This is a genomic window from Psychrobacter sp. T6-4, from assembly GCF_052258425.1.
In the GTDB taxonomy this organism is placed as follows: domain Bacteria; phylum Pseudomonadota; class Gammaproteobacteria; order Pseudomonadales; family Moraxellaceae; genus Psychrobacter.
This window is the reverse complement of sequence record NZ_JBQQEZ010000011.1, coordinates 15,455-34,986: the sequence shown is the minus strand read 5'-3', so window position 1 is coordinate 34,986 and position 19,532 is coordinate 15,455. Positions and strand designations below refer to the sequence as shown.

Sequence of the window (19,532 nt, the reverse complement as noted above, 5' to 3'; positions counted from 1 at the left end):
ATGACAGCCGCGGTCGATAGCGACAGCATGCAGATGCTATTGTTGCTGGCGATTTTTGCGCTGGCATCACTGCTACATGGCATAAGCGGTCTGGGCGTGACGCTAGTGACGACGACGGCTTTGGCTAGTCTATATCCGTTGCCGTATGCCATCGTCCTCGTGATTTTCCCCTCCTTATTACTCAATGCAATGACATGGCTGGCGGGTGGCGGGCGCACTGTTTGGCAAAACTTTATTTATTACGGCAAGCGCTATTGGCTGCTTGCGTTAACCAGTTTGTTTGGGAGTATCTTGGGCGCTCAGTTACTGCTTTGGATTGATAGCGCTTATATTTTACTGCTGCTAGCGGCGGTGATTGGCTATTACGTGATCAGCAGCTTACTTGGCAAGCAAATCACGCTACCTAATACCAAGCCTGTGCTGATTATCGTGGGATTTAGCGCAGGTATTATCGGCGGCTCGACCAATGCTATGTCGACTATATTGATGATGTATCTGTTGTCTGCCAGCGACGATAAAAACACCATCGCCAAAGTTGGCAACATGTGTTATCTATTAGGCAAAGTCGCGCAAATTATCGTCCTGCGTGAGCCTATCATGGCGCTAAGCCTCGCAGAGTGGCAATTGATTGCGCTACTTAGCGTTTTGTCCGTTGTCGCGCTATTGATCGGTATTCGTATGCGTCGTTACCTGCCACAAGCACGCTTTCGTCAGCTTATTTTAATCATTTTGACAGTACTTGGGTTGCGGGTAGGCTGGCAGGGCGTTATGGCGTTTTTGTAGTTAGCAGGTTTTTTAATTGTGTAAAGTGTGATCATTGTTCAACGATGCTTTTAACGATACCTTTAGCGATTAAATAAGTTTAAAACGATAGTCGCTACTATACTTATGATAATCATAGAGACAATCGGGAAGTACACGCGGGTATTGCCTGAGGTGTGCCTAATATCTCCTGGTATGTTACCAATCCAAGAAAACATACTTGGAAATAGCAGCCAAATAACGCCGATGATCACGAGTAAAATACCAATAAGAATGACTATTTTTGCCATAATAACGACTCCTTTTTTAGCCTTATTTTTTTCGCATTGTTCTTATGCCTCGTTGTGCTGAGTGGTTTTATCAAAGTAAATCTGCTGCGCGATACGAAAGGTATTGCAATGCGCCTCAACCACATCTTCAATATCTTCTGAATAGCCGCCGCCCATGACGATAGCCACTGGAATATTGGCGGCCTTTGCTTGACGCAAGACGTACTCGTCGCGCGCCATGCACCCTGCTTGGGTCAGTCCAAGTTTACCAAGTTTGTCCGTTGCCAATACATCTACCGCTGACTGATAAAAGATCATATCGGGTGCGACATTACGGATTAAACGCGGCAGGGTCTCATGCAGCACCTGTAGATAATCCTCATCGCCTGTATCGTTAGCAAATTCGATATCCAAATCAGAGACCTCTTTACGAAACGGATAGTTTTTGGCGCCATGCATACTAAAGACAAAAACGCGTGGCTCATCCGCCATGATACTGGCATTACCATTGCCTTGATGTACGTCCAAATCTACGATCAAGATCTTTTTTGCCTGTCCGCGATTAAGCAGTAAGTTGCTGGCGATACAGACATCGTTGAGCACACAAAAGCCCTCACCATGATCGGCAAAGGCATGATGCGTACCGCCTGCAACATTCATTGCCACACCATACTGCTGGGCAAACCGCGCACATTCATAAGTGGCATGAGCAATATGACGACCACGATCTACCAGTTCAGGCGTCATCTCAAACCCGATCGGACGCGCCTCTTTACGCGTTAAGGTTTGGGTCTTGAGTTTGTGCCAATACTCGGCTGTATGCGTAGTCAAAATCTCATCTTCACTCAAGCGCTTGGGTGCAAAGAAATTATCGGTGGTGATTGTACCCTCACGCAGCAGGCGCTCAGGAATCATAGTATATTTTTGCATAGGAAAGCGGTGCTTGTCAGGCACCGAGTAGCGAAAGATATCGGAGTAGGCAATTTTTAGCATAATGTTTAAGAATTTTCGGTTTTAAAAAAAGGATTTTGGCGCATTTAGAATAATAAAGGACGCTATTCATTTATAAATAACTACTGCACAAACTGCGTCGGTAAATAAAAGGTTCTAGCGTCTGATTGTTGCCGCAGCTCTAGCAGTAAAGTTTGCATGTCCTCGCTTGGATTCTCAAAGTTGAGTAAGTCATCAAAGATCTCAAAGGATACGGTCGTCATTGCCACGACGCTTTGCAGCAGTTGCTCAATAATAGTATCGTTTATGCCAACAGCCTCGACATCGATAGCACTCTTAAAGCGTATCTCGCCATCATTGACGTCCATCTCCAGATTACCTATGATCATGTCGTAGTTGATTTGGGTGATCAGTAGCATCGCCGCGCTTTGATGACTCTCAGGAATCACAAAGGGCAAAATGCCATAAACGGCGAGTAAAGCGTTTGTCTCTTGTATGCGAAATAGATATCCGCAGTCAAGACGTCCGTTACGCATACGCAAGGACAAATGATGCGACTGCTGAGTATCATCAGCCCTAGGACGATAATACGTATAATGCCACTGTTTGCTCTGCAAAAACTGTTTGATGGTATCGACGATAGGAGTAGTAGGGCGCGATTTCACTAAAGATATCTTCGGCTTTTTTTCACTGCTGTGTCCCGTTTCACGACCCAGTCCTGCCTCAGACGTTTGCGCCTCATCACTATAAATAGGCTGCGGCGCAGGCGAGGTCAATAACCGTTTGAGTTTTTGCCATAAGCTGAGTTTGTTGTCTTGGCTCATAATTACAGGTATGACTGGTTATAGTGAACAATAAATAAAAGGTACAGAGCAAGCGATTACTGATCTGAACTATCAGACCCAAGCCCATTCGCCAAACTACTCTTAATAGCATCTTGCGCATAAAAAGCTTGCAGCATCTGGCTGATATGCGCACTAAACCAAGGGCTGTCAATAGCATCATGAGCAAGGGGTAGTAGGGCTTGGCTACCTTGCGCTACTGCTTGCGCATCGATATGTAAGCTGCTCGCCAAAGTAGCAAAAGTATCCTCTTGATGATTGCTATACCACGTCTCTATGCTCGCGGCTATCAAACTGTGCAGATAGGGCGATATACGCAGGCGGTTATAGCTCTGCTGGAGGCTTGCTTCGATATGATCGATACTGCTGTGATTTGGCTCGTCGCTGAGATAAGTCTGTAGCTCGCTGACTGGCTTGTCTTTGATGCGCGCCCAGCCTGTTGTTAGCATACGCGTGACTTCTTCGTTTGATAAGTGCGCCTTAGCATTGCTCTCAGCGCGGCGAGTCAAATCTTTGATATTGCGATGCAAGTAAGTTTGCAGTTTTCCATCGAGATTGCTATTGGTGGCTTTTTCAAACGAGCTGCGGCCCATTTTCATAAGCTTACCCACGCCGCCCGCCTTATCAAGCGTCGTCTCCATAAAATCATTGATAGCATGATACAGTGTTTGCGTCAGCAGCTCAGCGAATGCTTCATTACCGATAAAGCTGTGAATCAAAGCATTACGCTGCTCATCGTGACTGCCGATATAAGTGGCAAGAGTCTCGATTTGGGTATCATCGACCAGCTCACGTAGCGGCATATTGTCATTGACGGGATGATACATCACCGTATGCATAATATCGCGAATGTCTTGACGCATCACATCACTAAGCGGATGGGTGAGAAGCCAGTGGTTGATTAAGCGCTGGATATCCTCACTATTGATATAGCGGCTCATGGGCTGCGCGGCGAGCCAGTGCCAGGCCTCAAGTGCTAGTGGCTCAGCCTGCCCGCGTAACCACTCTTGCATAAAGGTGACTTGTGCCTGTATCAAGCCGTCTATACTTGCAAGGTTTGCTAAGTCGTTTGTGGTAGACGAGGGTGTTTCGATAAAGGTGCTTTGCATATGTTTTAAGGCCTAGTAGTCAACAATTTGTTATAATGTTAGATTATGCCATGAACGGACGCACGGTTTGTGCTGATTATTGTTGTAATAGATGTATGCGCTTTAATCAATACGCGCTTATAACGGATAAATAATAAGAGATCTTGATGACCGCTTTGCCTGTGCATCCTTTAGCTGATTCTGATACCAATATGACTACATTAACGCTTGAGGATCTAACCGTCCAGCGCGGCGAGTTGCCGTTGTGCGTTGGGGTAAATCTTGAGCTGGCGGCGGGTAGTATTTGCCATCTGATAGGGGCTAATGGTACGGGAAAGACGACGCTACTAATGCAACTAGCGGGGCTGTTACCCGTGTTAACAGGTGCGGTGCATTACCAAGGTCAAGCAGGGCTGCCTGTGCAGCCGCTCTATGTCTCGCACCAATTAGGCATTCATCCAAGCCTCACTGTGGCACAGAATCTGACGTTTTTGCTTAATTTGTATGGCGTATCACCAACGCTCGCTGAGATTGATGAGGCATTAGAATGGGTCGGGTTGCAAGGGTTTGAGGCATTGAGCTCAAGTCATCTATCTGCAGGGCAGACGCGGCGCATTACCTTAGCTCGGCTGTATTTGTTAACGCCACAGATGACGCCGCTGTGGCTACTTGATGAACCCTTTACCGCATTAGATGTGGATATGGTGGCGCGAATGGAGCACAGATTATGCAAGTTTGCAGCGGCAGGAGGGTCGATACTCATGACCAGCCATCAATCGGTTGGCGTCGCCGATCACGTGCTCGACTTGTCAGAGTCCATGGTTTAAGTAAAGGGATGTATGATGTTAGAGAGTCAAGTACAACCTTTAGTGACTAATGCAGATACGCGGCGCATAAATAGCCAAGCAAATGGTATTGCTATGCGTCAAATCAGCTTTGGGCAGTTGTGGCGACGCGAATGGCAAGTCAAGCAACAAGGCGCAGTGCAGTGGCTTTATCCTTTGGTTTTATTCTTAGTCATCATTACTTTATTTCCTCTATCGGTCGGTACTGAGCCGCAGCTCTTGCAGCGCTTAGGCGTGCCTGCGGTGTGGATTGCCGCCTTGTTGTCTTTGGTTATGGGCGTTGATGGTTTATTTAAGCCCGCACTTGATAATGGTACGCTTGCGCAATTGGTCGTGGCAAAAGCCTCTTTGCCTTTATGGGTACTTATTCGCTTATCGATTCACTGGCTGTTTAGTAGTGGTATCGTCGCAGTATTAAGCCTGCTTTCTGTACCTTTATTTGGACTGAGCTGGTTTGATGCGGGTATTTTGCTGGCGTCCATTATTGCAGGTAGTCCGATGCTGCTGATGTTATCTGCTATCGCCAGTAGCTTGACGCTATCGCTCAAAAATGGCGCGGTACTCGTGCCGCTGATTGCGCTACCGATGCAGCTGCCCGTATTAATCTTTGCGACTGGCGCAGTCGATCTATTTGCAACTGGTCTTAATGGCTTGCCTGTATTAGCGCTGCTATTGGCAGGTAGTATCGTCTCGGTATTAGTGACGCCTTGGGTCATTGCTTTGACGCTTAAGATGTCTTGGTTAAACTGATGATTTGCCCTATCGGTAAACTAACCATATGGCGGCGACTGACAACTTTGCTATAATAGCGCTAAAAGAAGCGATACATTTTTATGTGAGTAGCCTTCTGATATCTCTTGTCAACACACCTCTTTTTATCACTACAAGACGTAATAGGTGTTCTACATGCCCAATTTAAATAACGTCTCATCTCCTAGCTTGTGGCAGCGCATCTGGCAAGGCTTTTTGACCACAGTAGGGACTAAGCAGTTCTTTCGCACCTTTGCGCCTTGGGTGAAGTGGTTGGGTGTTTTGGCCACTTTATTTTTGCTTATTGGCAGTGTTTGGGGCTTGGCTTTTGCGCCGCCTGATTACTTGCAAGGCAACAGCTATCGCATCATTTTTATTCATGTACCGGCAGCGAGTATCGCCATCTCCATCTACTTTGCCTTAGCGGTACTTGGGGTGATTTATTTGGTATGGAAAATAAAAACCGCTAATCTGGTTGCGCAAGCACTAGCGCCGATAGGGTTTTTATTATGTGTACTGAGTCTGCTGACAGGATCTATCTGGGCTAAGCCCACGTGGGGCACCTACTGGGTGTGGGATGCGCGTCTGACCTCTATGTTGATTTTGGCGTTTTTGTACGCAGGCGTGATGGCACTTTTTGCAGCATTTGAGCACACGGCCAATCGCGGTAAAGCTGCTGCGATCCTGTCCGTCGTCGGCGCAGTCAATCTACCGATCATCAAGTACTCGGTTGAGTGGTGGAATACCCTGCACCAAGGCGCGACCTTTACGTTGACCGAAGCACCAAAGATGTCCGCAGATATGTGGATGCCGCTACTACTTATGGTAGTCGGTAGCTATTTGCTCGTTGCTACGCTTGCTATATATCGTACTAATACGCTGATTTTGCAACGCGATCAAGGTAAAGCTTGGGTCAAAGAATACATACGTGGTCAACACAAATAGCCTGCGAGGGTAATGCATGCAGCCTTATTTTTATAGTTTTTCTGAGTTTATCGCTATGGGCGATCACGGCGTTTTTGTCTGGTCGTGCTGGGCGATTACGGTTGGCGCTATGCTGATATTTATCTGGTACAGTCGCCGCCAAAGACAAGCGCTTATCAAGCAGCTGGGTATTCAACAAGTCCGTCAGGCGCAGCGTAGTACTATGAGTAAAAGTACTACGAGTAAAAGTACTATAAGTAAAAGCACCACGAGCAAAACTAATGCGACATCAGGTAATAAGTCAAACGTCTTATAAGTTTTATGAATCACAGTAGCGCTCATTGATTATGAGATAAGACGCTCCCATATACTCACTAAGCAATAGCCATTAGACACGGTGCTATTTTACTGGTTAAAGAGTTAACTCGATGTTTAAAGATTCGTCAATGAGGTAGTGCTATGAATGCAACTCGACGCAAAAAACTAATGTGGGTCATGTTTACGCTAGCAGGTGCTGCCGTTGCGGTAGTGCTAGTGCTATACGCAATAGGCCAGCAGACAGATTACTACTTTGATGCGACAGCCATATCGCAAGGCGAGGCGCCGCAAGATAAACGCATTCGGGCAGGCGGTATGGTAGTCGCCGGTAGTGTACAGCGCGCGCCTGATGATCCTTTGAGTGTGCAGTTCGCCATTACCGATTTTGCGGCGACTGTCCCTGTCACTTATCAAGGTATCTTGCCCGACTTATTCGCTGAAAATTCAGGCGTGGTCGCTACGGGAAAAATGCAAGGTGAGACCTTTGTCGCAGGTGAAGTCTTGGCGAAGCATGATGAGAACTACATGCCGCCAGAGGTTGCTAAATCGATGAAAGAGAACAACCGCAATGGGGTAACGCCAACCTCTGAGCAATATAATCCTGCTCAGCCCATTCATGAAACGCAAACGCTGCAACAGTAAAGCTTATCTGTTCAAGGCGATAGCTAGCCTCAAACAAAAAGCCACTGATAGTGATATCAGTGGCTTTTTTGCGATCAACGTTTTACTTCAAAAGGGACTTAATTTCTAACATTAGTCATCCCATTTGGGCGAATAATCAGGATGCTTAATCTTGCGACCGTCACTAGTAGCTAGATTGCTAATCTGTTCTATGTCATCAGTACTGAGGTTGACGTTGATGGCGTCCAAGTTGCCTTGTAGATGATCTGGATTCGATGTCTTTGGAATAGCAATACGGTCTTTATCTGATAGTATCCAAGCCAATGATATCTGTGCTGGCGTCACGCCATGCTTGTCAGCAATGTCTTTTATAATGTCATTATCGAACACATCACCGCGTGCCAATGGCGAGTAAGCTTCTAGCAAGATATGATGATTGTTCAAAAAAGTCTGCAAAGTCTCTTGCTTAATGAAAGGATGAAACTCAACTTGGTTGACCACAATCGGTACGTCAGCGTACTTTTTAGCTTCAATAATATTGGCAATATTGAAGTTAGAGACGCCGATATTACGCGTTAAGCCTTGCTTTTGTAGCTCGCACAAGGCTGGAATGGTCTCAGTTAATGGCACACGATCATCAGGCCAGTGTAGTAATAATAGGTCCACATAATCGGTATCTAGATTTTTTAAAGAGCGTTTAGCCGCTGCCACCAGTTTCTCTGGTTCAAACTTCATATCATCAGGAAAGATCTTGGTGGTTAAAAAGAATTTATCACGCGCCACCCCTGATTGCTTGATACCTTGACCCACCTCGACCTCATTACCATAAGCTTGAGCAGTATCGATATGCTCATAGCCCATCTGTAGCGCTTGGCTAACGACATCGATACAGTCTTGTCCGGTTGACTGCCATGTACCTAGTCCAAGTACGGGGATATTAGCCTGTCCTGCTGTGCGAATGTTATAAGTTTTAGTACTCATATTATTATCCTTATAATTGTTAGCTTAATCATGAAAACTAAAAAACGACAACTTAACTAAAACATTAGCAAATTATCGCTTAGTCCATTCACTATAAGCGTAGTCCCAATCAGATGAAAGCGGGAGTGACGGTTTCCTACAAAGGACAAACAGGCTGTAACGTCACTTTGTAGTACATAAATTTAATCCATTACAAAACCTTACTTATATAAGGGTTTTAATAAATCCCTTATGGTATAGTTGAATTAGATAGTAAATAGATTGATTATTTATATTTATACGGACGTTTGAATTTTCTACGGATGGATATGTCATTAGAAGGGCATGCAATGACCTTTTGAAACCTTTAGTCAACTAGGAGAAGATGTGTCTAGTCTTTCAAAAGCTAATCAATCAAAAGACGAGCTATCAAAAAATAATAATGTCGGACAGAACCCTATTTCTTGGTTCATCTTTGGCCTTATGGCCAGTGTTACTTTTATCGGTATTCTCTCAGAGCTGATGCCTTCTGGTATTTTGCCGCAAATGACGGTAGGTCTTGGTATCGAACAGACCCAAGTCGGATTTTTGGTTGGTATCTATGCGCTCGCATCAGCGATTTTTGCTATTCCGCTCATCAGTATGACGCTGTGGGTGAATAGGAAGATTCTACTGCTAATGCTACTGGCAGGTTTTGCGGTCTCCAATATCGTCGTCGGGCTCACTTCATCTTATTCGCTTATTGTTGCCATGCGTATTCTGGGTGGTATTTGTGCCGGTATTATGTGGCCGATGATAGCTGCCTACGGTACCGCGCTTGTGCCAGAGAATATGCATGGTAAGGCAATCACTATCATCATGGCAGGTAATACCTTTGGTGTGAGTTTAGGTCTGCCGATTATGACCTTTATCGGGACGCAAGTGGGCTGGCGCACCTCCTTTATCGTACTCGGTGTACTAGGCGGGGTCATTGCGCTACTAGCGATGAAATTTTTACCATCTGTAAAAGGTGAAAAGCTGACGCAAAGCAATTCGCCAATAGCCGTGCTAAAAATACCTGGCGTTTGGATAGTATTGGCCCTCACTTTTTTGGCAGTCGTTGCTCATTACAGTACCTACACTTACATTACCTTATTGGTAGAAACTATCGCCTTTACTGGCGGCATCAGCTTAGCCCTGCTTATCTTCGGTATCGGTTCTGTCATCTCAGTCATACTATCCGCCAAGATTATCGATACGCATCTGCGCGGTTTGATCGTCAGTATGCTGGCTTGTGGTGTAATAGCTATGTTGCTATTCGTTTTCTTTAGAGGAATGAATGGTTTCTCGCATTTTGCCTTTTTATTATGGGGACTAGCATTCGGACCTTTGGTAACGATGTTCCAAACAGCAGTCAGTCACCAAGTCACCGAAGCAAAAGCCGTCGCGACTTCCGTACAATCAAGTGTGTTTAACTTCTCAATTATGATTGCCACTTGGCTTGCTGGCTTGATTTTGGTGCATATGCCAGAGACAGGCGTCTTAGGTATTGTATATCTATCCATTCTTTGTTTCGTTCCTGCCATCATCATTACCTTCATATCTAAGAAAACATTGGATGCGCCTACTGTCGGGTAGCGTTCAATGAAGTAGCGTTCAATGAAGTAGCTTTTAATAAAATAATGTTCGATCAGCAATTCAATCAATAATTATTTAATAATAATAGGAGTTTGTCATGATTAAGTTTACCAATGCCAATATCTATCGCAATAGCGATGCTACTGAGATTTTGGTTAAAGACGGTGTTATTCAGCAGATTGGTAAGGGCTTGCCTGCTGCCGAAGAAGAGATTGATCTCAAAGGTCGTTTGATCGTACCGCCTTATGTAGACTCGCATCTGCATCTTGATTATGTCTACACGGGCGGCGGCGATGATGCCAAGAACGCCACAGGTACCTTGTTCGAAGGTATTGCTCGCTGGCACGATGTCAAAAAGACGCAAACTTTTGAAGATGCTAAAGCGCGGATGCTTAAAGGTATTCAAGAAGAGGTGTCCAAAGGGGTGCAATACATTCGTATCCATATTGACGTCTGTGACCCTGATTTGACTGGACTTAAAGCCATGCTGGAGCTGCGCGAAGAGCTAAAAGACAACGTCACTATTCAGATTGTCGCTTTCCCACAAGAGGGCATGTACGCCTATAAAGGGGCTGTTGAGTTGATGGAAGAGGCGTTAAAGATGGGCGCGGACTGCGTCGGCGGCATTCCACATTTTGAATGGGCATACGAGTTCGGGCAAGATTCTGTGCGTAAGACGGTTGAACTTGCGCTTAAGTATGACAAGCTTATCGACGTGCATTGTGATGAAACTGACGATCCAATGAGTCGCCACGTGCAATTATTAAATGCTTTGGTAATGATTGAAGATATCGGTACGCGTACGGCGGCTAGCCATACCTGTTCATTTGGTTCAGCAGACGATGCTTATGCGTTTCGCATGATGGGACTGTTTGAGCAATCGCAGATGAACTTCATTGCGCTGCCTACTGAAAACGCTTATTTGCAAGGTCGCCAAGATACTTATCCCAAGCGTCGTGGCCTCACGCGAGTGAAGGAATTTTGGGAGAATGGGATCAACATCTCTTTTGGTCAAGATTCTATCAATGATCCTTGGTATCCAGCGGGCAACGGTAACATGATGAATATCTTAGATAATGGTATTCATTTGGCACAAACCATGTCATTACCGCAGCTTGACGTCTGTCTTGACTTCATTACCTTTAATGGTGCTAAAACCCTAAATATCGAAGATCAGTACGGTATAGAAGTTGGCAGAGCAGCAAACTTCCTAGTATTGGATGCGACAAGTCCATTTGAAGCGGTGCGCCAGCGCGCGGATGTACTGGCCTCTATTCGCAATGGTAAGTACCTGTTTAAAAAGCCTGAGCCTAGTTATGATATTGAGCTGGACTTGTTTAGAGATACGATGTAGTTATTCTCTAATAATGATAGTCTAGTAGGGTGTGGTTAGTGGTATTAAGTTCTGACAAAGAACTTTGCTATAACGTAACCCACCAATTATATAAGCATAGATAAGCGGTGGGTTACGCTGCGCTAACCACACCTTACACGGACTGAATTTGAGCAATAAAAAATGCCCATGACTTTAAGTCATGGGCATTTTTATTTTAAAATTTTTAAACACTTACATTCTAGAGCAAGCTACTGAACCGCCACTTCACCTGTAGCAGTCGCTGTACCAGCAGAGGCAGTCACGGTTGCTGTTTCAGGGCTCCAGATTTTGGGGTATTTGTATCCTGGGAATGTCTTGTTAGCATACATTTTAAACTCATCTGAGTTATAGGCATTGGTCACATCTTTAACCCATTTTTTATCAGCATCAGCCGTTTTAATCGCTGACCAATTGACATAGTTAAAGCTTGGCTCTTGGAACAAAGCACTCGTCAATTCAATACCCGCGTCAGTGGCGTAGTTGCCATTGATAACGGCAAAGTCGACTTCATCACGGGCACGTGGTAATTGCGCGGCCTCTAACTCAACGATTTTGATATCGTACTTGCTGTTGTCAGCGATGTCTGTTTTTGACGCCGTTAATGGGTCGATATTATCTTTTAACGTCAGCCAGCCTAGATCATTCATCATAACCAATGCGCGCGCAAAGTTACTTGGATCGTTAGGTGCTGAAACGCTCATACCTTTGTAGGCATCATCAAGGCTGGTCTTTTTGCCCGTATAGATACCAAGTGGCGCGGTAGGCACTTGGAATACTTCAACAAGGTCAAGATTGTTTTCAGCCTTAAACATATCGAGATAAGGTTTGTGCTGAAAGATATTGATATCCAAATCACCATCTGCCAGTGCCAAATTTGGACGAACATAATCAGTAAAAGTAATCAGCTCAACCTCATAGCCTTGCGCTTCTAGCGAGCTTTTAACTTGATTACGTACCATATCGGCAAAGTCACCTTCGGTTGTACCGATAATGATTTTGCTTTTTTGAGTATCACTGTCATTGCTGGCTTTAGCAGAGGTAGCAGGCGCTTCTTTAGTCGCTTCTGGCGCTGATGAATTGTTGCAGCCAACTAGTACCAAACCTGATACGCCAACGATGCCAAAACCAAGTGCCAATTGACGGCTAATATCGTTAAATTTCATAATTTATCCTTAGTAGTCATGAATTAAATACAGCATTTATACTATTGTTTTATCGCTTGTCTAAACGCGTCGCAAGCCAGTTACCAAAGGCTTGGATGGATATCACCATAATCGATAACATAATGACGATAAATACCATGACCTCAGTCTGATAGCGATAATAGCCATAACGAATGGCTAAATCACCCAGACCGCCGCCGCCAATCATACCTGCTGCTGCCGAATAAGACAGCAGACTGATACAGAGAATCGTCACTGACAAAACCAGCCCTGAGCGCGATTCATTAAGTAGTACCTTGATGATCGTAAAAGGGCGCGCGCCCATAGATTCGGTCGCTTCGATAATTCCGCGCGGTACTTCACGCAAGTTTTGCTCGACTAAGCGGGCAAAGTAGAACGAGCCTGCAATCGCCAGCACTAATGAGGCCGCTATAGGGCCAATGCCCGTACCGACAATAGCTTTGGTAAACGGGCTCATCGCAATCATCAAAATGACAAACGGAAAAGCGCGCATAAAGTTGGTAATACCGCCAAGCACACCGTATAGCGCCTTGTTTTGCAAAAACTGTCTATCGCTAGACAAAAACAAGAAAATGCCAAACAGACCACCGATAATGATAGCGGCAGTCGTTGAGATACCTAGCATGACAAAGGTATCAACGGAAGCTTGCCAAATCTCAGAACGCAGCGCCCAAAGCTTGTCAATTGAGGTCGATAATTCAGCGCCAGTCATCATGTCAATCTCTATTTATCTATCTATTTGAGCTTAAATTTAGTCTTCTTGAACCAGACCCTGACCAATTAGAGTGGCCGCTTGAATGCTACCGTCACGGACATCGGCCACTTCGAGCAGTTGTCCTTGATGAAGCAAGGCGGCGCGGTGGCAAAGTCTGCGAATCACGCTCATCTCATGGGTGACAATAACGATAGTCACGCCTAACTGTTCATTGATATCGCGCAAGCAGGTGAGCAAACTACGGGTGGTCGCAGGATCAAGCGCCGAGGTGGGCTCATCGGCGAGCAATACTTTAGGGCTTGGCGCGATAGCACGAGCGATACCGACGCGCTGCTTTTGACCGCCTGATAACTGCGCAGGGTAGTGACTGGCGCGATCAGTCAAATCAACAATGGCAAGGCACTCCATCACCCGTTTATGAATATCGCGGCTAGGGTAGCCTGACACCGTTAAATTGAACGCGACATTATCAAAGACAGTACGATTAGACATCAAGTTAAATTGCTGAAAAATCATGCCAATATTGTGCCGCGCTACGCGCAAATCGCTGGCAGACAGTGTCGTTAAGTCCGTACCATCGATAATAACCTGACCTGAATCTGGACGCTCAAGCATATTAATTAAGCGTAGCAAGGTTGATTTACCTGCGCCTGAGTACCCCATAAGGCCGAATATCTCGCCTTGCTGAATAGATAGTGAGGTCGGCTCAACCGCAGTAAACCAATGCGCCCTACCGTCTGCGCCTTTGATCGAGCGGTCGCTCATAAAGCTTTTGGTCACATCTTTTAGGGCAATCATGTCGCTCATGGCAGGCTCGATATCTGCTAGATTTTATTTTGCAAAGAAAACAATAGGTATTTATAAGGGGCGACAATATAGCATATTAGCAGGGAGCTTGGGTATAGCGAGTGTTGTCGCTAGTACAGACACTATCGTTGTATAAAAAACGCAAGGTCAAGTCTTAAAGGCGTGTGTCAATTGATGTCATGCTGATATGACAAAGCGAGCTAGGCTTATGCCAAATAGAGAAAGAGCGTTATATCAATCAAAAACGCGTTAGAGATGACTGTCATGATCATGAAAGTCGTAGTCTGGATTATGCTGCACAGGTAGTACGACCAAAAATCGCGTATGACCATTTATAGTATCGGTTTTGATATAGCCTTGATGGGCGGTGACAATTTGCGCCACAAGCGATAACCCCAGACCTGAGCCTTTTTGCTTTTGTTGCAGGCGCACAAAGGGACTAAAGATCTCTTTGCGCTTATCTTTAGGAATGCCTGACCCTTCATCGATAATAGCTAACACGGCATACTTAGCTACGGGTTCGGCAAGATCTGCTTTTGGTTTATTGAGGTGCTTTTTGAATAAGCCTTCTTTACGAGGTAGAGCTGCGTTCTCACCGTTTTCGATTTCTTTGTTTTCGCTCTTTTTAGGCATTAAAGATGCAAGTGCTGAGGCCGGTGGTCTGTCAGAGGCGCTAAGTTGTGCATCAGTGATACTTTCAAGATCGTCATTGATAGAAGGTTCAGGAGCGATGTTTTTCTTATCATCAAGAATGAGCGATTCACCGTTTTTGTAGATGATAGGCACAGGTAGATCTACGCTTTTTGTATCAAGCGTTTGTTCATCTGCATGAGTGGTATCCGCTACACTGCCTTCGATTGTCTCATCGCTTTTTAGTTCATCATAATAAGCCAGATCCGAGAGGTTATGATCAGCAAAGCTGCTATTCATAATGCCTTGCAATAGATAGTCAGGCACAGTGTCCGCTTGCTCAAGCGTCTGTACGCCATAGAGTAGGACCGTGATAGGCGGCGTGCCATGCAGCATCGCGTTGGTCAAAAGGTTACGGATAAGGTGAGTGAGCATTGAGGCTTGCCCATCAATAGTAATGTGCTTGCCGATGAGCGTAGCTTCAGGATAGTGTTGGCGCTCTTGATTGACCACGTCGTATAAATCAAGGCGCTCTATTTGCTGGACGGCGTGACCTGCATCTAAGCGACTGACCAAAAGGATACTCTCGACCAAGTCATTAAGACCAGACAAATCGCGGTTCACTGCTTGTGCGCGCTTATCAAACTTGGCTTTGGTATCAGGCGGCATACCGCTTGCAAGCATATCCATCATCTCAATTTGCAAGCGAATACGGGTGATAGGTGTACGCAGCTCATGAGAAGCGTGAGCGAGTAGTAGATTGTTAGCATCAATAAGGTGCTCAATCTTTTGCGCGGCTTGGTTAAATCCACGAGCAAGGGAGGTAATCTCATCATTGCCGCGCGCATTAACGCGAACACTAAAGTCGCCATCACCAAGCTGAGCCATCTGCTGACTCATCTGATTGAGGCGCCAAGTCATATTGCGAGCAATCCACCACAGTACCCCTGCCATAATGATGAGCAGCAGTAGCGTACCTGTAAATAAGTTTAATGCGGCAGAGAGCACAGGCTTTTTGGGTGGCAGGCGCGACTCATACAGTAGCGTATAGCCCGTACTGCTATAAACTTGTGCTTGTTGGGTGGGCGGGGAGTCGGCAAAGGAGGGAAAAGCGCGCATCAATAAAGACGGCGGCGCAGGCAGCTCTAGTGGCAGATCACTATTATCCGTCTGCATAAGCAGGCGACCGTCATTATCGTATAGTCCCATTTTTGCTTGCAAGGACTCATCAAAGATATCGAAGCTTTTTTTGACGACAGCAAGCATAAATCTCGCCTGCAATCGATTGTCATTGCTAATCGAGACATTGAGCTCATTTAAAAACGGGTCTATTTGTCCAAGTATTTGCGTAGCCAGTACTTTGGAGCGGATACTGGCGTCTTTGTCATGAACCAGCTGCGTGAGCAGTACCATAGCGACGGCAAAAAGCGTCAATGCCAGCATGACGCTGGCAAATAGTTTGGCAAATACGGAACGAAAGCCCAGCTGCTGCATCAACGAGTCTCTACTATCAAGCTATCATACCTGATCGGTGGCAAACTGATAACCCACGCCGCGTACCGTGATAATGCGTTTGGGCTGACGAGGATTGTCTTCAATCAATGCGCGCAGGCGTGAGATATGCACATCTATAGCACGATCGATATTGTCTGAGCTGTCGTCGTTGGGCATCGCTTGCCACAATTGCTCACGGTTGAGCACTTTGCCCGAATGCGTAGCAAAATAATGTAATAGCTGGAATTGATGAGTGGTTAAACGTACAGGCTTGTCATCGATAGTAACTTCATGACTATCTGGAAACACGCTGAGACGACCAAAGGTCAAGCTGTCTGACTGACTGTCTGCTTGATTGGGCTGCTCATGACGGCGGATGACCGAGCGAATACGTGCCAGTAGCTCACGCGGCTCAAAGGGTTTAGAGATATAATCATCAGCACCCATCTCAAGTCCAAGCACTCGATCTGTGGTATCGCCCTTTGCCGTAAGCATAATAATAGGGACTTTATTAGTCATGTTATTCTTATTACCACGAATCTTTTGGCAGACTTGCATACCGTCCATATCAGGCAGCATTAAGTCTAGCACTACCAAATCTATATCGCGCTCTTTGGTATCTAAAATATCGAGACCTTCTTGACCAAGACCTGCATGATGCACATCGTAATAGTTCATAGTGAGATAATCACTAATCAGTTCGGCCAAATCCGGATCGTCTTCAATCAATAAAATCTGCTTACTCATAGTCCATCCTCAAATTGTCGTTGTTATTTATTATGGCTTCTCAAAACTATTTTGCCTAATTCATCCCTTACTAAACAAGACATGCTTTGTTAATGTTTCTATACAATGTAACAGCAAATAAAGTTATGGAACAGACCTATCTATAACAAAGATATTAAGAAACGATGACCAGCTTACCAGCAGACTCGACGGGCAGATCAGCCAAACATATCAAACTATCATTACTCACACCTGCGATAAGGTACTGCTCGGTACTTGGATCATATTCAATGACCTCAACGGGCTGACGAGTCAGGCGCTGGTCTTGCTTGATGATCCAAATATTGGCATTCAATGGCGCAGCGGTTTGATAGGGCGGCTTTTGTAAGGCGCTCAAGTCCACATCATGAAGCGCACTTTTGGGCACGATAGTACCGACTTCTATTTGACCGTAATTGACACGACCCGTAGCACTCATCCCCGGTAATAACTGCGCGCGGCTGACCTCGTTGTCGATAACGCTGACATAGACTAAAAGTTGCTTGGTCGTATTATCAACAGTCAATTTGCTCACTTGACCTGTAAAAGTATCCGTTAATGCTTCAGCACTAAAATTGACCGTCTGCCCGACAGAGAGCTGAGGCTTGGCCTGAATCGGCAAGGTTGCAACAAAATGCAGATTGCTCTTTTCACCAAGTTCTAAGAGTAGCTTGCCTGTCTTTACCGTTTGCCCAGCTTCAATGAAGAGTGCGCTCACATAACCTGAGGTTTTGGCGATTACCGTAACTGGCGTAGATGCAGATTTATTTTTGTTAGAGGTTAAAGTAGCTGTCTTGGGTATGTTATTAGTATCTACGGCTTTAGCTTGGCTTTTAGTGTCCTGCAAGTTAGAGGCGATATCGCCTGATTCTTTATTATTTTTATTGGATATATTGCTTGTCGCTTGCTCGATAGATGCTTTATCTTCTGATTTATTATCTTCTGGTTCATTGCCTTTTGATACGTTATCCTTTAATGCCTTTGTAGCACTACTATCAGAGAGTGTTTGATCGCTAAGAGTATTCGCCTTTTTTGCTTCGCTATTAGTGTTGGTTGCCTGTCGATACACGACAAATAAGGGCGATCCTTTTTCTACCCAGTCGCCCTCTGCAACCAGTATCTTATCTATGATCAAGTCCTTTGCCGCAATCAGCTTTTGCTCCTCGGCAGGCTCAAGTGTGCCTTGTAGACCTAGGCTTGGCTGATAGCGAGACGACTTAATATTTAAAATATGCTCTGGACTCATCAAAACACTGTCAGCTTCAATGATAACGGGCGCTGCCTGCTCATTTGAGTTTAAAGCTGTGTCATCAGTTGCAGGCGGCGGCTGACAAGCAACAAGTAAACAGGCACTTAATACATAAGTGGCACTTATCTTGCATCTTTTTTTGAATAAACGTGAAGAAAAAGTCATACCAGCTACCTTGATAAACAGAAATTTATTATATAGTGAAAAAGGTAGGTTGTAGGCTAATAATTTGCGTATATATATGTTGGCAAGCGATAGATAAATTTTTTAACGTTGGACAATAGATTTTAAATAGCTGGAAAAGCCTAAATAACTATGCTAAAACAAGCGTTGATACATTTTCATTACAAACAAAAAGTATTTGGCAATATTTGAATATATACAAATGGTGATGACTTGCTTTATCTCATTATCACAATCAAGTAGCATAGACGACAAAAGAAGATAATGAGTACAAAATCAAATCATGCTTTAACCACTTAACTTGTGGTTTAACGATAATCAAATAACAAAGCGCTCGTTAAATAATGGCAACATGAATACAGTCGTTTATAGGATAAGAGTATATGGAAAATAATTTTGACGGGCTAAAAATAATGGTCATTGATGATTCAAAGACTATTCGCCGCACGGCAGAGACGCTACTGCAAAAGGCAGGATGTGAGGTTGTAACAGCTATCGACGGGTTCGATGCTTTAGCCAAGATCGTAGATAACAATCCAGATATTATTTTTGTAGATATTATGATGCCGCGCTTAGACGGTTATCAGACTTGTGCTTTGATTAAGAATAATCCTGATTACGCCAGCAAGCCTGTCATTATGCTGTCATCAAAGGACGGGTTGTTTGACAAAGCACGCGGACGTATTGTGGGTTCTGATGAGTACTTAACCAAACCCTTTAGTAAAGATGAGTTGTTTGAGGCTATTAACCAGTATCGCTGATAGCAGAGCAATCAAGCCAATATTTTAAAGTACACCACCGATAAACAAAGGATATACCCATGACTACTGTATTAGTCATCGACGATTCGCCCTCTGAGATGGCAAAATTTCGTGACATGCTGGCCAAGCACAACTTTCAGATACTAGAAGCTATCAATGGTGAGCAAGGCTGCCAAATGGCAACGGATCATCAGCCAGATGTCATCTTAATGGATGTGGTTATGCCTGAGATGAACGGTTTTCAGGCGACGCGAAAGATAACGCGCGGCGCGACAACCTCGCACATTCCTATTGTGATGATCAGTACCAAAAGTCAGGAAACTGATCGGGTATGGGGCAAGCGTCAGGGCGCCAAAGAGTATATCACTAAGCCTGTTGATGAGTCTGAGCTGCTTGATACTATTCGTAGAGTGATGGAGTAA

General features: G+C 45.0%; 21 protein-coding genes. 10 read left to right on the top strand and 11 right to left on the bottom strand.

The genetic code is table 11. The features are described 5' to 3' along the window. On the top strand, positions 1-783 hold the full coding sequence (locus tag ACTXGE_RS08970; protein WP_443543154.1) for a TSUP family transporter: 783 nt from the start codon (positions 1-3) through the stop codon (positions 781-783). Positions 784-845: 62 nt separating this feature from the next. Here the strand turns inward: ACTXGE_RS08970 and ACTXGE_RS08965 are convergent, their stop codons facing one another. The 4 genes from ACTXGE_RS08965 to ACTXGE_RS08950 all read right to left on the bottom strand — a co-directional run bounded on the left by ACTXGE_RS08965 (position 846) and on the right by ACTXGE_RS08950 (position 3,933). Beyond that, entirely contained in the window at positions 846-1,052 is a 207-nt protein-coding gene (locus tag ACTXGE_RS08965; RefSeq protein ID WP_443543152.1) for a DUF2905 family protein, read from the bottom strand. A 42-nt stretch (positions 1,053-1,094) separates the two neighbouring features. Then, the gene (locus ACTXGE_RS08960; protein WP_443543150.1) at positions 1,095-2,024 is read right to left on the bottom strand and encodes a histone deacetylase family protein; all 930 of its coding nucleotides are present in this window, start codon (positions 2,022-2,024) and stop codon (positions 1,095-1,097) included. An 80-nt stretch (positions 2,025-2,104) separates the two neighbouring features. After that, the gene (locus ACTXGE_RS08955; protein ID WP_435949636.1) at positions 2,105-2,806 is read right to left on the bottom strand and encodes a YbjN domain-containing protein; all 702 of its coding nucleotides are present in this window, start codon (positions 2,804-2,806) and stop codon (positions 2,105-2,107) included. Positions 2,807-2,862: 56 nt separating this feature from the next. Continuing rightward, on the bottom strand, positions 2,863-3,933 hold the full coding sequence (locus ACTXGE_RS08950) for a hypothetical protein (RefSeq protein ID WP_443543148.1): 1,071 nt from the start codon (positions 3,931-3,933) through the stop codon (positions 2,863-2,865). A 146-nt stretch (positions 3,934-4,079) separates the two neighbouring features. Here ACTXGE_RS08950 and ccmA point away from each other — a divergent pair, with 146 nt between their 5' ends. From ccmA to ccmE, 5 genes are all read left to right on the top strand, one after another. Further along, positions 4,080-4,739 carry a heme ABC exporter ATP-binding protein CcmA gene (gene ccmA / locus ACTXGE_RS08945; RefSeq protein WP_435949633.1) on the top strand — a complete coding sequence of 220 codons (660 nt, stop codon included), beginning with the start codon at positions 4,080-4,082 and terminating at the stop codon, positions 4,737-4,739. Between the two features lie 93 nt (positions 4,740-4,832). After that, positions 4,833-5,507 carry a heme exporter protein CcmB gene (locus ACTXGE_RS08940; RefSeq protein WP_317199277.1) on the top strand — a complete coding sequence of 225 codons (675 nt, stop codon included), beginning with the start codon at positions 4,833-4,835 and terminating at the stop codon, positions 5,505-5,507. Between the two features lie 156 nt (positions 5,508-5,663). Further along, the gene (gene ccmC, locus ACTXGE_RS08935) at positions 5,664-6,452 is read left to right on the top strand and encodes a heme ABC transporter permease CcmC (RefSeq protein ID WP_317199193.1); all 789 of its coding nucleotides are present in this window, start codon (positions 5,664-5,666) and stop codon (positions 6,450-6,452) included. A gap of 16 nt (positions 6,453-6,468) precedes the next feature. Then, the gene (gene ccmD / locus ACTXGE_RS08930) at positions 6,469-6,747 is read left to right on the top strand and encodes a heme exporter protein CcmD (protein ID WP_435949632.1); all 279 of its coding nucleotides are present in this window, start codon (positions 6,469-6,471) and stop codon (positions 6,745-6,747) included. 143 nt (positions 6,748-6,890) lie between these two features. Continuing rightward, the gene (ccmE, locus tag ACTXGE_RS08925; protein WP_317199192.1) at positions 6,891-7,391 is read left to right on the top strand and encodes a cytochrome c maturation protein CcmE; all 501 of its coding nucleotides are present in this window, start codon (positions 6,891-6,893) and stop codon (positions 7,389-7,391) included. Between the two features lie 111 nt (positions 7,392-7,502). Here the strand turns inward: ccmE and ACTXGE_RS08920 are convergent, their stop codons facing one another. Next, a complete protein-coding gene (locus ACTXGE_RS08920) occupies positions 7,503-8,351 on the bottom strand; it encodes an aldo/keto reductase (protein ID WP_443543145.1) in 849 nt (282 codons plus the stop codon). 366 nt (positions 8,352-8,717) lie between these two features. Here ACTXGE_RS08920 and ACTXGE_RS08915 point away from each other — a divergent pair, with 366 nt between their 5' ends. Then, positions 8,718-9,947, top strand: a complete 1,230-nt coding sequence (locus ACTXGE_RS08915; protein ID WP_443543143.1) for an MFS transporter — start codon at positions 8,718-8,720, stop codon at positions 9,945-9,947. Positions 9,948-10,044: 97 nt separating this feature from the next. Then, entirely contained in the window at positions 10,045-11,301 is a 1,257-nt protein-coding gene (locus tag ACTXGE_RS08910; protein ID WP_443543141.1) for an amidohydrolase family protein, read from the top strand. A 230-nt stretch (positions 11,302-11,531) separates the two neighbouring features. On the opposite strand, the gene ACTXGE_RS08905 is transcribed toward ACTXGE_RS08910, so the two are convergent. The 6 genes from ACTXGE_RS08905 to ACTXGE_RS08880 all read right to left on the bottom strand — a co-directional run bounded on the left by ACTXGE_RS08905 (position 11,532) and on the right by ACTXGE_RS08880 (position 18,331). Continuing rightward, complete coding sequence (locus tag ACTXGE_RS08905; protein ID WP_443543139.1) at positions 11,532-12,485, bottom strand: MetQ/NlpA family ABC transporter substrate-binding protein; 954 nt, start codon at positions 12,483-12,485, stop codon at positions 11,532-11,534. A 49-nt stretch (positions 12,486-12,534) separates the two neighbouring features. Further along, positions 12,535-13,221 carry a methionine ABC transporter permease gene (locus ACTXGE_RS08900; RefSeq protein WP_443543137.1) on the bottom strand — a complete coding sequence of 229 codons (687 nt, stop codon included), beginning with the start codon at positions 13,219-13,221 and terminating at the stop codon, positions 12,535-12,537. 36 nt (positions 13,222-13,257) lie between these two features. Next, entirely contained in the window at positions 13,258-14,028 is a 771-nt protein-coding gene (locus tag ACTXGE_RS08895; protein ID WP_317199185.1) for a methionine ABC transporter ATP-binding protein, read from the bottom strand. A 249-nt stretch (positions 14,029-14,277) separates the two neighbouring features. Next, a complete protein-coding gene (locus ACTXGE_RS08890) occupies positions 14,278-16,152 on the bottom strand; it encodes an ATP-binding protein (RefSeq protein ID WP_443543135.1) in 1,875 nt (624 codons plus the stop codon). Between the two features lie 24 nt (positions 16,153-16,176). Beyond that, positions 16,177-16,899 carry a response regulator transcription factor gene (locus tag ACTXGE_RS08885; protein ID WP_317199183.1) on the bottom strand — a complete coding sequence of 241 codons (723 nt, stop codon included), beginning with the start codon at positions 16,897-16,899 and terminating at the stop codon, positions 16,177-16,179. 154 nt (positions 16,900-17,053) lie between these two features. Continuing rightward, complete coding sequence (locus tag ACTXGE_RS08880) at positions 17,054-18,331, bottom strand: efflux RND transporter periplasmic adaptor subunit (RefSeq protein ID WP_443543133.1); 1,278 nt, start codon at positions 18,329-18,331, stop codon at positions 17,054-17,056. Positions 18,332-18,732: 401 nt separating this feature from the next. On the opposite strand from ACTXGE_RS08880, the gene pilG reads away from it, so the two are divergent. Beyond that, complete coding sequence (gene pilG, locus ACTXGE_RS08875; protein WP_317199181.1) at positions 18,733-19,110, top strand: twitching motility response regulator PilG; 378 nt, start codon at positions 18,733-18,735, stop codon at positions 19,108-19,110. Between the two features lie 59 nt (positions 19,111-19,169). Then, positions 19,170-19,532 carry a response regulator gene (locus ACTXGE_RS08870; RefSeq protein WP_317199180.1) on the top strand — a complete coding sequence of 121 codons (363 nt, stop codon included), beginning with the start codon at positions 19,170-19,172 and terminating at the stop codon, positions 19,530-19,532.